Annotated in this window: 14 protein-coding genes; 9 read left to right on the forward strand and 5 right to left on the reverse strand. The window is 41.6% G+C overall.

All coding sequences use genetic code 11. From position 1 onward, the window contains the following. Positions 1-155: 155 nt before the first annotated feature. Genes J0M15_14995 through J0M15_15005 form a run of 3 tightly spaced genes read left to right on the forward strand, consistent with a single transcriptional unit; the run spans position 156 to position 4,844 of the window. On the forward strand, positions 156-2,366 hold the full coding sequence (locus tag J0M15_14995) for a hypothetical protein (GenBank protein ID MBN8538358.1): 2,211 nt from the start codon (positions 156-158) through the stop codon (positions 2,364-2,366). Then, positions 2,359-3,561 (forward strand): hypothetical protein, encoded by a 1,203-nt coding sequence (locus J0M15_15000; protein MBN8538359.1) that lies wholly within the window; start codon positions 2,359-2,361, stop codon positions 3,559-3,561. Before J0M15_14995 ends, J0M15_15000 begins: the two co-directional genes overlap by 8 nt. Then, complete coding sequence (locus J0M15_15005) at positions 3,558-4,844, forward strand: adenylyltransferase/cytidyltransferase family protein (GenBank protein MBN8538360.1); 1,287 nt, start codon at positions 3,558-3,560, stop codon at positions 4,842-4,844. The genes J0M15_15000 and J0M15_15005 overlap by 4 nt, the downstream gene beginning before the upstream one ends. A gap of 16 nt (positions 4,845-4,860) precedes the next feature. Here the strand turns inward: J0M15_15005 and J0M15_15010 are convergent, their stop codons facing one another. The 4 genes from J0M15_15010 to J0M15_15025 form a co-directional block, all read right to left on the reverse strand. Next, entirely contained in the window at positions 4,861-5,103 is a 243-nt protein-coding gene (locus J0M15_15010) for an antitoxin (GenBank protein MBN8538361.1), read from the reverse strand. 3 nt (positions 5,104-5,106) lie between these two features. After that, the gene (locus tag J0M15_15015; GenBank protein MBN8538362.1) at positions 5,107-5,394 is read right to left on the reverse strand and encodes a BrnT family toxin; all 288 of its coding nucleotides are present in this window, start codon (positions 5,392-5,394) and stop codon (positions 5,107-5,109) included. 366 nt (positions 5,395-5,760) lie between these two features. After that, on the reverse strand, positions 5,761-6,231 hold the full coding sequence (locus J0M15_15020) for a hypothetical protein (protein ID MBN8538363.1): 471 nt from the start codon (positions 6,229-6,231) through the stop codon (positions 5,761-5,763). Beyond that, positions 6,167-6,805, reverse strand: coding sequence for a hypothetical protein (locus J0M15_15025; protein MBN8538364.1), 639 nt, complete (start codon positions 6,803-6,805; stop codon positions 6,167-6,169). Before J0M15_15025 ends, J0M15_15020 begins: the two co-directional genes overlap by 65 nt. Before the next feature lie 83 nt (positions 6,806-6,888). On the opposite strand from J0M15_15025, the gene J0M15_15030 reads away from it, so the two are divergent. The 6 genes from J0M15_15030 to J0M15_15055 all read left to right on the forward strand — a co-directional run bounded on the left by J0M15_15030 (position 6,889) and on the right by J0M15_15055 (position 12,387). Continuing rightward, a complete protein-coding gene (locus tag J0M15_15030) occupies positions 6,889-8,454 on the forward strand; it encodes a hypothetical protein (GenBank protein ID MBN8538365.1) in 1,566 nt (521 codons plus the stop codon). Further along, positions 8,451-10,094 (forward strand): DUF1501 domain-containing protein, encoded by a 1,644-nt coding sequence (locus tag J0M15_15035; GenBank protein MBN8538366.1) that lies wholly within the window; start codon positions 8,451-8,453, stop codon positions 10,092-10,094. The genes J0M15_15030 and J0M15_15035 overlap by 4 nt, the downstream gene beginning before the upstream one ends. After that, positions 10,087-10,815, forward strand: a complete 729-nt coding sequence (locus J0M15_15040; GenBank protein MBN8538367.1) for a hypothetical protein — start codon at positions 10,087-10,089, stop codon at positions 10,813-10,815. The genes J0M15_15035 and J0M15_15040 overlap by 8 nt, the downstream gene beginning before the upstream one ends. A gap of 1 nt (position 10,816) precedes the next feature. Beyond that, positions 10,817-11,500 carry a hypothetical protein gene (locus tag J0M15_15045; GenBank protein ID MBN8538368.1) on the forward strand — a complete coding sequence of 228 codons (684 nt, stop codon included), beginning with the start codon at positions 10,817-10,819 and terminating at the stop codon, positions 11,498-11,500. A gap of 18 nt (positions 11,501-11,518) precedes the next feature. Then, positions 11,519-11,998 carry a hypothetical protein gene (locus J0M15_15050; protein MBN8538369.1) on the forward strand — a complete coding sequence of 160 codons (480 nt, stop codon included), beginning with the start codon at positions 11,519-11,521 and terminating at the stop codon, positions 11,996-11,998. Positions 11,999-12,195: 197 nt separating this feature from the next. Further along, the gene (locus J0M15_15055; protein MBN8538370.1) at positions 12,196-12,387 is read left to right on the forward strand and encodes a hypothetical protein; all 192 of its coding nucleotides are present in this window, start codon (positions 12,196-12,198) and stop codon (positions 12,385-12,387) included. On the opposite strand, the gene J0M15_15060 is transcribed toward J0M15_15055, so the two are convergent. Next, entirely contained in the window at positions 12,347-12,628 is a 282-nt protein-coding gene (locus tag J0M15_15060; protein ID MBN8538371.1) for a transposase, read from the reverse strand. The genes J0M15_15055 and J0M15_15060 overlap by 41 nt on opposite strands. Between the last annotated feature and the right edge of the window lie 193 nt (positions 12,629-12,821).

Genomic DNA, 12,821 nt, shown 5'->3' on the forward strand with positions numbered 1-12,821 from the left:
AAATATATTCTGATATTTGTGCGCACGAATTTTTCTCCAAAATCCAGGCACGCTTACTGCAAATATCTTTTGTGAACAGCATTTTTAGCTTAACTTAGTTCTATTTTGACGAAAGGGCTCGGGCTGTCCATAAACTAGACACCTGGAAACAAAAAATGAATCATATTGATATTGCATTTTTCGATCTATTGTTAGTATTGAGTTTAGCTCTGGGCGTTCCTGCGTTTGCCGCGCCTGAATGTTTAACATTTTACAGTGGAAAACCAGGGACTAGGGTAATTTCGATACTTCCGGCAAGCTCTAAATTAAGTGTGAACCCGGTTACTACCAAATTGAAAGGCCAGATTGTAATCAGAAGGCAATTTGCTGGCGTCTTATCAATACCTGAATCCGTTGAAATCGCCCAAATTGTTATTAAATCTCTTCCCGAAAATACCGTTTCAGACAATACCCTGACCGTAATAAACTTGTTTGACTCACAGACATCGAAAATAGCCAACAATGTAATTATTAACGATGGAGAAAATCGGACGGTCATCATTTCGATAAACATTCCAATAGTGGGAAACGCTATTAAATTTCCAAAAATTCTGACGATTGCGAATACACCAAATCCAAACTTAAAATTTAAGGTTTCAAAAAAAGTGGATGATAGTATTTATGTTAGCGGTCTAATTTCGATCTCGGCGGAGCCTCCAGAAGCATTTTTTGCTTCGTCAACACGTACGGAAATGAAAGAATTTGGTTTCAAAAACACACACTCAAATCTAGCATCTACTTGGGTGGTGCGAGCTCCTGACTCACGAAGCGAAACAGTTTTCAAATATAGTTTTGCTGCCGAGGGAAGAGAATTTGATCTTGCATACAATGATAAATTTTTAGTTGTTGCGGGCATTGGCCCAGAAAGCGCTCCAACCTCTAGTGGGTTTCGGGAATCAGATATGATGATTTCCGGTGATGAACAGAAAGGAGTGCTTGCAAAAGCATTGCAAATTTTAAAAACCGACAAATTAGATCTTAAAGCACTTAATGACCTTAAAGGTATTGCACTTAGACCAAATGCAAATGACGTTATTTTAAACGGTCTGAATTATACTTGGTCGCTGACTAAATCAGGTTTCAGTGATTTAGTCACTAATCCCGTTGATTATCGTAAAATAATCTCTACAGAGTATGACCAGTTTCTATCGACACTCTTTGAAGATGGAAAAGTAAAAAGAAATAAAATTAGCTATCTATTAGCAACGTCTCGAGGATGCACCCAGGGATGCGCAATTTGCTGTTCTGGAGGACTTTCCCCTTTTCAATTCTTTACGGGTGACCGCGTGTTGCAAGATTTGAAAAAAATTGCAGATCTTCATCGCGATCAACGTCAAATTGACATTTTCTTTGTAGATAGTAACTTTAACAATAACCCAAATCGAATTATTGAAATTGCCAACCTTTTAGAAAATGGCGAGCTGCGTGGACGCTTTAGATTTTTTGTACGTCATAACACATTAAATGGGTTTTTGTCAGGTCAGGTGGAAGGCCATAAAAAAGTAAATATCGAACTAATTGATGCCTACCGCAAATTAGGAATTACCGAAGTTATGATGGGAATAGATACGTATGATAACAATTCATCAGTCACATTAAAATCAAATCGTAAGGTGTTAGCCAAAAAAGGTATTAATCTTCGCCCAATATATAGTTATCAAGAAATTTTTAATGCGGTTCATGAAATGAATACCCGCAATATGAAAACACGCGGGTTTCTTCTAACCAATAATCCGTTTGTAAGCGATCTCGACAGACTTGATTCTTATTACAATCTTACATTACTCTGGGCATCCAACCCTTTATTCTCAGTAGACGCAAGGGAACGAAATATTATTCAATTAAAGCCATTTGAAGGGAGCCCCGTCGGTGACGCTGCGAAATCAAACCCTGAATTGGTAAAGGATGGTAGATTTAGAACTAAAGGACTTTACGGCGAGCTCGATGAGTCGATGGACTTTATGGTCTTTAATAGCAGAGCCGAGGTCATTGGAATCAAAATGGGACTGAAAGCCTTATTTGATCAGAGACAGAAAATTATAGAGCGTAGTCTCCAAGTCATAGAGACACCAGGATACGACTCAAAACAAAAAATGAATGCCCACGCTATGCTAACAAAAATTTCCCAAAGAGACATTGAAATCTATGCATTTATAGATAGGTCACAGAATAAAGACTCGCAAGTCCTTGAAATGATGGCCTCCATGAAAAGGGACTTAAGCCGCTTCCCTAAAAGTTCAATCAATTTATTTGAATATCAAAATTTACTTTTTTCAGAATCCATCGAACCGTTGCAAAGATCATTGAGTGGAGCATCTGGTGATTAAGAAAATTTTAACATTTATATTTGTCTTTATATCGTTTGTCAGCGCAAATGACATTTGTAGGCAATTTTATCTAAAGAAATCTTTTGATGCACAGATTGACCATACAATTGAAAATTTACCCATATATGTGGAAGATAATTTGGGCGCTTTATTTATAAAAAATATCTCTCAAGGAAAAAAGGTTTTTATTATTCTTGGAGACGGGTTTGAAGCTCGTGAAAAACTTCAATCTGAAGGATTCACAAATATTCAATCCATTGAGAAGCGAGTGGGCTTTCATCAGACCTGGACTGCTATAAAAAATGGTGAGGCCGTATTAGTTGTTACCAGAGTAAATGGTGTCGATAGAGTTGAACATATAGTCTCTTTTTTTGATCTACTAAATGTACAACCAAAAATAGAATTTATAGGCCAGCACCGATCATGGAAGGCGGAATATCTTAATCTATTTACTAAAATAGGACCTCCTCCCGATTTAGCTGTCATTGGATTTTCTAATACTTTTACACAAAGTCTTCTCCCAATTAGTTCATTTCTGCTAAATCCTAGACTTGCATGGCAGCGCCTGAACGCACTTAGACAGAAAAAACGAACAGGTGGAACCTCTGACATTTCTACACTGCCAGTACAGGTGGTTAAACTAAAGAACGGGCAGAGAATTTGGTTTTTCCAAAATGTTTATGGTGACCTAGTCCTGGATATCGCAAAAGCGCTTGACCAATTTGGAGTTAAAAATATTCTTTATGCTGGCACTGCGGGTTCAGTTAATGAAAATTTTCCCGTCGGACGAATAGTTCAACCGACAGAATGGCTAGATGAAAACAAAATCTTACATCCAATAACGTGGAACAGTAAACTCTCAGGCGTAGATAGAGTAGGTCGATACACGAGAGTTTCAACACCAAATGTTGAAACAAAAGATTGGTTGAGAAAGCAAATTCTTGACCGAATTGACTTGATTGAAGTCGAAGTCGGCCACTTGTTAAAATTTTTCTCGAATAATCACGAGACTGATTTTGATGCTGTACTGGTGGTGTCAGATATCTTGGTCGGAAACAATAAAAAAGATCTCACATCATGGACTAAAAAAAACTTAGTTGGACTTCTTACTCCATTTAAGAAAATCATAGCTCAAAAACTGAAGACGTCTGATTCTAATTTGGATGTACAATCCTACGAGGTTTTTACACCATGAAATCTCTTAAAAATCTAATTGGCATTACTCTTTTATTGTTATCAACTAATGCTTTCTCCGCTTGGATTGAAGACATTTCTGGACGCAATTTAAGTTTAGTTGTTTATATTGGAACTTTTGACCCAATACACGAAGGACACCAAGAGATTATAGATTGGCTTGTTCGATCTGGTAAATACGATGGAGTAGTCGTCATACCAAATGATCGCCCACTTCATAAACCAGGTGCAACGGCTTATGAAACTAGGCTCAATGATCTTCGACTAATTTATGGTCAACATCAAAAAGTATATGTCCCTAAAGAATATAGGGAGTCTTTTCCTGTCCCCATGTCTATTTCACAAATTAGAGGTATTAAAAAAAATTGTAGAAACTGTTCATTTGTGGGTGCGTTTGGGGATGACATTTTGTCGTCCACATTTAAGCTGACTACTACCAGATTTTTATTGAGTGATTTAAAAAAATGGTTAGTTTTTACTAGAAACTTCAGGGACCAAATTCCAAAGTATTATTTAGGCCGGCCAATTGAACCAATTGAGTTTTCCAATCCTGAGTCGTCAAGCCACATAAAAAAACAACTTCTAGCTATTTCTGATAGAGATTCTTCTCAATCAGCTAAATTAAATATTCACCAAAACGTCTTAGATAGAATTCTATTTAGTAATGCTTATTCAAATGGCGGTACCTATTTTAAAACGGGAGATATAATTTCGTTTTCTTTACGCCGCGGAATGACCCCAAAAATCGTTCAAGCTATCTCTGATAGTCCGTTTGACCATGTCGGAGTTTTAAGCTGGGAGCAGGACTTACTTTTTATTTATGAATTTATTTTAGGAAAGGGTATTGTTAAATCTAAGCTATCCGATCGCTGGAATTACTATAGAGACTCGAATGGACAAGTCCACTTCGCCTTAGCTTATGGCAAAAAAGACCTTGGTGAAAAAGATTTGGAACGGATAAAAATGTTCCTTGCTAATGCTGCCGATTTTTCAAATCAAAGCTTTAAGTCATGTACTGATTTTGTACTTAAATCGTTATCTGAGCTGGGAGTTACACTTAAATTTGATCCATCTGAAAGAATAAAAATACAATCAAGAGTTAAATCAATAGCGAATATGGAAAAATATAAAGACATTCCGATTTATGAAACCATAACTCCCGTGGAAATTTTAAAAAAACTTAATCTAGTTTATTCTTCAGAACCCTCGCTTCATTGGACTGGCTCCGATCTTCAAACTGCCTGGGGTCACTCGACTCCGAGTTGCTTAGGCTTTTATAAATAAGTTAAACGACTCAATGTTATGCCTTCTTTCTAAAAACCGTCTGCTCCAGCTTTTCCAAACGCTCTTCAACAGAGTCATGAGTATCCATAGACTTACGAAGAAACCAGTTCAAGAATGTTTGATAACCCATCCCTTGCTTTTCGCCCTCGACCTCAAGCCAATTCAATATTTCCGGATCCAACCGGAATGTCTTAATGACTTTTAAATCTTTAGATTTTTTTGCTTTCTTTGCTTTTGAAAAATCATATTCATCTCTCATAAATCACCTCGAATTATATTGTTCAATTTCCCGTGGTTTGGCTTTTCTGGCCGAAATAATCCTGACTCTTTCGCCTTCGACTTTTTCAACGTAGACGACAACCAGAACTCGTATATTTTGCGATAGCCCTAAACGAATCCAGCGCTCTTCCTTTTCACTATGATCAGGGTCCGTCATCTCGACGGCTGAATCATCACTCCACACCGTAGCCGCCTCAGTAAAGCGAACCCCGTGCTTCTTGTAATTGCTATCGGCCTTTAGGTCGTCCCATTCAAAATCCACAGAATCCATCCTAATTCATTGTTACAACAATGTAAATACATTTATTAAAATACCACTCGTACCCTGCTTAAAACGGTTTAAATCAAAATCCAACTTTCTTTTCCCCCTTTGTTTACCTAACACTCAAAACTCGATAAAACTTGTTTAGGTAAGTCACACCCTAATTAAATTTCGCGTGATTTCAATCATTTAGTTGTCTTTTTTAGACTCCTCAATATATCCATACTAAAAACTGGTACACGCACTAGCTTGAGGTGGTAGCGCTCGAAAGGGCGTGCTGGTTCAAGTCCAGTCCCGGGGACCAATTTATTGTGCTTGAGTTTATGATCTTGGTTTGTTGAACTTCTCGATGATTAAAACCGCAGCCCGCCACCGTTAACCATATATTAGTCCAGCTTGTGTTTGTACCGCTAACCACCGAAGATGGCGTACTTTTTCAAGGCTAATTTTATTCCAAAGCTGGTTGATTAATTCGTTCACTTTAACCCTTTGCTGAAGGTAGGAATAGTTCATAGAGACTTGATAATAGCCACCCAGTGCGGGGGCCGCGAGTTCGACATAATTAGCGCCATTAAAAATACGAAGATTGGTAGCTCCGACAACAGCTCCTTGTCCTGTTCCAGTGGTCACCAGATTTCCCGTTGAATTGATCGAAGTACTTCCACCGATGGTCCCCAGCGTTAACAGGGGGTTAAGGGCACCGCCACTGACCTTGCCCGCGGTCGAAAGAGTTGGGATATCGCTCTCAGCCAGGGTAGTTCCACTTGTCACGCGGCCCTTGCTATCCGTAGTCACTTTTGTATAGGTGCCCGCCGTCCCCACATTGGGAAGACCTGCTGCGAGCATTATTGAGTTCTGTTCCCGTTGTCGATACGCCGTCGGCAAGCTTGAGGATTAGGTTTGCCTTGTAGCCACCAACTTGAAGTACCTCGACGGCCATAGGGACATAGTTGATCGGGAGCGCCGGAGCGGCTTCCCAGGTTCCTGAGGCAAAGGTTCCATCATTGAAGGAAAGCTGAATGCGACGACCATCCGAAGAATTGGGAGTCCACGAGCTACCACTCGCGCATTGCCCGCCGCCAAAAATATAGCTTTCCTTGTTAGCAAAGATTTGCTCAAGAGTGTAGCCGCTGGAATCCACGCGGGATCCAGAACCATCAAAAAGGCTCAAAGAAAACATTCCGCTTGTTTCAGACAGGTTCTTGGTCTGAAGCTCTTCGTAGAGCAGACATTCTTCGCTGCAAGAACTACGAATCTGCACTTTAAACTGAACGCTACTGGCAACGACAGGATTACCGCTGGGATCAATCAATTGCCCTTGGCAGGTGACACCTGTCCCGAATAGACCATGGTTCAACCCCGTCTTATTATGGAACAGGTCCAAAGATTTAAATGCCTTTAATTTCGTCAATAAGATCAAAAAGCCCTGAAACTCGAATTATTATGGAATATGTCTCGAAAATAGTTCTACAATTAGAACAGTAATTCGTTCTGGGGGGAATGATGAAGTCCAAACTATTTTCAATTGTTGCCAAAGCCTTGGTGCTGGGGGCTGTAGGCTATTCCCAGCACTCTATGACAATCAACAATCCTAAGGACCAACTGAGTCCCGCTGAAATCTTCGCCCGATGCTATGCCAAGCTCGTCCGCAAACCGGTGATGAGTAACGATGAAACCCTCATTGCTCTTCGTTCTGGGTCCTATAGCGATGCCGAATCTGCCTGCTCTTTATTACTAAACAGGGCTAATCTGGGTGCAAATGGAGTCCTTGCAAACCCCAGGGACAATGTGGCCAGAGATATCCTTACGACTATGCAAATGGTACACAACTCATGGTTTACGTCCCAATCCATTATCCTTTTAGAGGCGGTTTCTGAAAATAAATTGGTTTCGGATCTGGATGAGCCGGGCTTGTATTGGACACGGGCTCTTTTTAAGACCGGGGAGACTGCCGATTCCGTATTGAAGTACGGAAATGGCTTGAAGTCAGTCCGTCGTCGCGACAGTGAAGATGTTTCATTGACGCATTTTCAGGCTCGTTCATTTTTTTCTTATGATAGCAGAATCACCGGTGTTGATAATCGGAATCTCCTCTTTCGTGTCGCATTTATGAACGATATAAAACTCGCTGCAGACGATGGAGCCAATTATTCCTTTCTCGATATTCCAGATCCACAGCTCTCACAATTTGGAGAAATGATAGGAATTTCTGATCAGACCCCACTAAGGATTGGGCGCTTGGTGATTCCCTCGGTCGGACATACACCCACTAACACTCTTTTGCGCGATCCCACCCAGGGGCCTAACCTCAATGTGGATCTTCATCGACACTTTGGCGGTGGAGTTTTGGGAAGTGTTATGTATGGTCTTAAGAATACCAACTTAGTCCGAAATGATATTCCCAGGGACTATACCATCATTGACCGTCGATTTGCCTCGAGGGTCTTTCAGGACTTCTTGTGCTACCAATTGCCAGTTTTGAATGCAAGCGACGTCGATGTGGTTCCTAATTCCAACTTCCCATTTCAGCAAAGCAAAAGCTGTATGCAATGCCATGCAACCATGGACGAATTGGCTCTGATTCAAAGGAATTTTATTTGGGCCACGTCCAGTGCCCTTCCAGGAAACTTCAAAATTCTAAGTCCTCCAGACCCTGCACGTGAGCCCAAAGGTGCCCAAGTTCTTACGCGTTTTCAACTTCCCATAAGTACTGATGCCGGAGCCCCTTTTGCTCTGCAAGAGCCAAGGGGTCGCCTCCATTTTCGCACGCGCTCGGGAACCCTTGTTGATCTTCCGATCACTAATTTTGCCGAAGTGGGTAATGCCTTGGCAAGCCAAGATGACTTCTACTCCTGCGCTGCTAAGAGATATTACAGTTACTTTACTGGAGTCGATGTTGTTCTAGAGGCAGAACCTGCCAACGAATTGGAACGGGAACATTTGGAATTCGTAAAGAAGTTAGGCTTTCAATTGAAAGAGGACAAAAGCCTACGCAAGGTTATCGAAAGTATATTTAAGTCCGAAACCTTTCAAAGTCGCAACTATAAGACAGAGGGAGATGCCCAATGAAGCCAACGACTAATCGACGTGACTTTATGATGCGTTCTATTCAATCACTGGGCGCTATAGGACTCTCACAGGGTACAATTGCTTCACTGATGGGGGCCATCTATTCAAGAGCTTTGGCAACCGAGGCTCAAAAATTGAAATTAAATGAAAAGGGTTTCCGTTATGTTTTTGTGAACCTATATGGGGCTCCGCCGCGTTGGATGTTTGACATGCCGCCAACACCGATGGGTTCAAGTCCAAGCAACTACGTTAGTGGAGGATTTGGCAACTCCTTTGAAATTTCTGGTCAGACGATCCAATTGCAAAACCGAACTTTTACTTACAACTATGGATCGGGGAAATCCCTTTTTCTTCCCCCAGTTTGGGGAATGAGTCCGACGGGTTTAGACTTCACATCGATTTTGCCCCATGCCCTTTTTGTTCGAGGGATAGATATGGAAATTAACAGCCATCCTGTTTCAAACGCTCGTCAAGTGGCCCCGATTTCCGGTGGCCACTCACTTCATGGCGTTGTCGCCGACCAAATGGGAAGCCCCATCGCCGCCGTTGTGACCACTCTTCCTTCCGGAGCAGCATTCAAATCGGCAAAGGGTCTGGGATCAACACCGGCCAATCCCAGTGGGAATCCCATTGATGCTATCATTGCCCCCTTTAGAAATATGCCCAACTCAATTCCTTTTAGACAGGAATTAGCTAAGCCGGTGGTGACTCAGTTTTTGGATCGTATCGACAGGTACGCAAAGATAAATAAGATGCCGGGCTCAACCCTTCGAAATGCGCTCGATTCGGCAGATCAGTTGATTAGATTGAATATTGATTCCCTGGCCGCGCTTTGGCCCGGTCTATTGAACAAATACACCGACATTGTAAATAGGGGAATCCGACCTTCAAAGGGAGAGTTGCCTGGAGTGTACGACAAAATTATTCCTTGTGTTTCTGGAGATTTACGCTTGCGGTTTAGAATTCAAGATTCAAACCTAATGGATCATTCCGACGCTAGGGACATGATTCAAAGTGATAGCACACACGCTCAGATGTCTCGCCAATTTGCTTTAACGGAATTTCTTTTAACGACAGGGATGAGCTCCTGTGTGGATTTGGCCGCAGGAACAAATGTCTTGGATAAAGCCTTAGTTAGAACCGGACTCAGTGTCCCCATCATTGCAGATCAACATGGTGTGGGAGCAGTGACCAGTATCGTTGCAACCACCCTGTACTATCGTGCCCTCCTGGGATCCCTCACAGAACTTGTTTCATCGCTTAAGTCTCAGCAGCTATTTGATAAAACTGTTTTGCATATTTCTTCTGAGTTTAATCGCAATCCAAGAGTGGATGGTTCCGGATCTGATCATGGAGTTAGGGGCGGGAACAGCACTATTATTTCGGGAATGTTTGATGAGGTTTCCTATATTGGGAATATCCAAAAAAACGGATTCAGTGGTTCTCCTGGGACATGGGGCCTTGCAGCTGATTGGACCTTCGAAGATGGAACAAGGAGACCAATTAAGGTCAATGACATTGCTAGGACCATCACTGGCATGACTAACTCGGCGGAGATTGTTGCCAATGGGTATTCGCTGGTTAGGCCTGCTGCCAATGGAAAATGGACTCCAAAAACTTCTGGGGGCGAAAATGTTTAGAGCTGCTTTACCCAAATCAATTTTTCGAGTTTTGATTGCCTTTGTTGCCTTCTGGGGACTAGGAGCCTTGTTTCAGAATTGTTCTCAGGGGTTCGAGACTTCTCCTTATGAAATGATGTCGACAATGGAGAAACAGGTAGAAGAACACTCCATCCAGACTAAAAAATTGTCGACGACCTTTGATTTACAACTTTCCGATAGGAACTACGTCGCGGGAGTTCTAGAAGATGTTTTCGGTCCTTCTGCGAAAACTAAACTGACAGAAATGGTTTACTCGAAGCCAGATGAGTTCGGAGGTCCTTGTTCTGAATATGCTCATTATAAGTACAAAAGAGGAACAGCCTATTTGGACAAAGACCCCAACCTGGTTTGCAACATCAACCGATCCATCAAGCCCCTTGTCGCCCCAGCCCAAGCAGTCCGTCAGGGATGGTTAATTCAGGCCTGCGCTGCTTTAGTTGGAACCTCTGGGGATACAACATCTGAATTGAACTATGCTCTTGGAAAAATTAAATACGGATCCAGCGACTCTAACCTACCTGAGCCAAACGATGCCAATCTTTTGAGTCTGCATAAATTATTCTATCGCGAGCGACCATTGCCTCCGCGGTCTGTTTTAGACGCACTGAGAGTCTTATTCCAAGAAGAGCGTCCAACAAAGGAAGAATGGCGCTCTGCTATTTATAGCTATTGCATTTCTTCTCAATGGCAGGTGCTTTAATATGAAAATTGAAACGACAAGTCTTAAATCTAAGGGATTCGCCCTATGGTTCTGGAGCTCGCTCTTTTTCTTTATGACAGTATCAATCTCTTTGGCCGAAGATTTCAGGGGTATTGTTTCGCTCTTGAAAAGTTCAAACTGGATTGCAGGACTTAATATTCCATTGCGTGTTAGCGGAATTGATTTTTCAGCCAAACCTAGTGTCTTTGCTGAGGTCGTTCCTGGCACTCTCAGTTCTCGTGATTGCAAAGTCCTTAGAGACCCATTTATTCCGGAAAACTTTCTATTACGCTGCCTTAAGGAAGGAAGTGTTTCGTTGAGGTTCACGGTCAGTTCCGCCTCAGGTTCTGGAATGATTCTTAACTATGGTCCTTTGAACATTGTAAAACTCGATGGTCTCAAAACTCCCGATTCCTCTTCTGGTGGAGGATCTGACAATCCAGGTGGAGGAGGAGGTGGGAACCCTGACGTATTGGCAGGCGGGCAACTTTTCACTACTTACTGTATCAGCTGCCATACCAACAAATCTAGCTTTCTGAGTCGATACCCCTCATCCAGCACGGCCATTGATGCTGCGATCAATAGCCCTGTTCAAGGAGTGGCCATTCCAGCTATGACCTATCTGGCTTCTTCTTTGACTAAGTCTCAGATCGATCAAATTTCTTCTTACTTGCAAGCCCCTTGATAGGGAAGAGGACAACTTATGAACAAACAAACTAAACATACCCTAGGAGTAATTTCCGTCATTCTAGGCACGCTCGTCGCCCTTGTATTTTTTCAGAATTGCTCGCAAATTATGAATTCAGAGTCGTTGAAGTCTCCGAGTGATTCAGGGCTTATTGATTTCTTTCAATACAAATATACAAAAAAACCGAACCTCTACTCCAACCTGGCACTCATCTTCCCTTCAGAAAACGAAATTGGAAATTTTGCTGTGTTCAGAATACAAGGCATGCTGGTTCCTGCCAATGGCAGTAACGGCGAGATATCTTACAACGTTTCCATTACGGATGATACCGGAAAATCAATCTGCGCTGGGGACTCCGGAATTTTGGAGCCCGGCGAGCAGAATTTTGATTTTGAATGTCTTGGTAAGATGGATATCTCTAAAGCTCATGTTGAAATGGCGGCCACCTACAATCAGATCCAAGAGAATTTTCAAGCCACTTTTACCAAAGATTAATTTCAGAAATTGAAGGCGTAGCAAGTACTTATGCTTACACCCTCAAGTTTTTAAGGAATTGAGCCGAATTAAAGTCCATGGATTCAAATGGTATGAATCGCTGCCATTGCAATGTAAACCAACAAACCTCCCCACACTTTGGTATTTGGTAAAAATTGTTAGCCTGACTTCAGTCCATAACTGTAGGAGGTTTTCATATGAAGTGTTGGGTCTCTGCTGACGAGCTTTTAAAAGAAGCCAGGGGATTTTCTTCTACAGATTATTTATTGGTAAAGCTTTGTTTAGATCTTTGGTGTGATCAAGGAAAATTCAAAGTTCATGAGCTTTTTAAGCTTGAACCAGACATTTTTAAACAGGCCCTTCAGGCCCTGGAATACTTAGCTTCTTAAAGTCATCAGGTGTGTAAGCCTTTTTACCTTGAAGTAAATCTTTGGTTAGTTGCTCAAAATACTCTCGAGGATTGACTTGATTTAATTTACAGCTCTCCACTAATGAAAATAAAATGGCAGCTGTCTTGGCTCCTCGTTCAGAATGAGTACCGTACCAGGTCTTTCTTCCAACAACATGACTTCTTAAAAGTCTTTCTTGAGCATTATTATCTATAGGCACTTCCGCATCTTCTAAAAACAAAGTCAGCCCCTGATAATTATTTAGTACATCAACAAACCTCCCCACATTTTAAAAGTAAATTAAATTTAGTAAATTGATATCACAACAATACATGGAGGTATGTTATGGATTTAGAAGTATTAAAGAAAAAGATCAGCACTTTTCGTAGTGAGGGCGGTCGAGTTCGTAAAGTAAGTGATGAACTACTTATGGA

The sequence above is a fragment of the Deltaproteobacteria bacterium genome, from assembly GCA_017302835.1.
Taxonomy (GTDB): domain Bacteria; phylum Bdellovibrionota; class Bdellovibrionia; order Bdellovibrionales; family Bdellovibrionaceae; genus UBA2316.

Excerpts from the sequence above, each read along its gene's own strand:
- J0M15_14995 (MBN8538358.1), top strand. The coding sequence starts at position 156 with ATGAATCATATTGATATTGCATTTTTCGATCTATTGTTAGTATTGAGT.
- J0M15_15005 (MBN8538360.1), top strand. The coding sequence starts at position 3,558 with ATGAAATCTCTTAAAAATCTAATTGGCATTACTCTTTTATTGTTATCA.
- J0M15_15010 (MBN8538361.1), bottom strand. The coding sequence starts at position 5,103 with ATGAGAGATGAATATGATTTTTCAAAAGCAAAGAAAGCAAAAAAATCT.
- J0M15_15015 (MBN8538362.1), bottom strand. The coding sequence starts at position 5,394 with ATGGATTCTGTGGATTTTGAATGGGACGACCTAAAGGCCGATAGCAAT.
- J0M15_15020 (MBN8538363.1), bottom strand. The coding sequence starts at position 6,231 with ATGCTCGCAGCAGGTCTTCCCAATGTGGGGACGGCGGGCACCTATACA.
- J0M15_15030 (MBN8538365.1), top strand. The coding sequence starts at position 6,889 with ATGAAGTCCAAACTATTTTCAATTGTTGCCAAAGCCTTGGTGCTGGGG.
- J0M15_15035 (MBN8538366.1), top strand. The coding sequence starts at position 8,451 with ATGAAGCCAACGACTAATCGACGTGACTTTATGATGCGTTCTATTCAA.
- J0M15_15040 (MBN8538367.1), top strand. The coding sequence starts at position 10,087 with ATGTTTAGAGCTGCTTTACCCAAATCAATTTTTCGAGTTTTGATTGCC.
- J0M15_15045 (MBN8538368.1), top strand. The coding sequence starts at position 10,817 with ATGAAAATTGAAACGACAAGTCTTAAATCTAAGGGATTCGCCCTATGG.
- J0M15_15050 (MBN8538369.1), top strand. The coding sequence starts at position 11,519 with ATGAACAAACAAACTAAACATACCCTAGGAGTAATTTCCGTCATTCTA.
- J0M15_15055 (MBN8538370.1), top strand. The coding sequence starts at position 12,196 with ATGAAGTGTTGGGTCTCTGCTGACGAGCTTTTAAAAGAAGCCAGGGGA.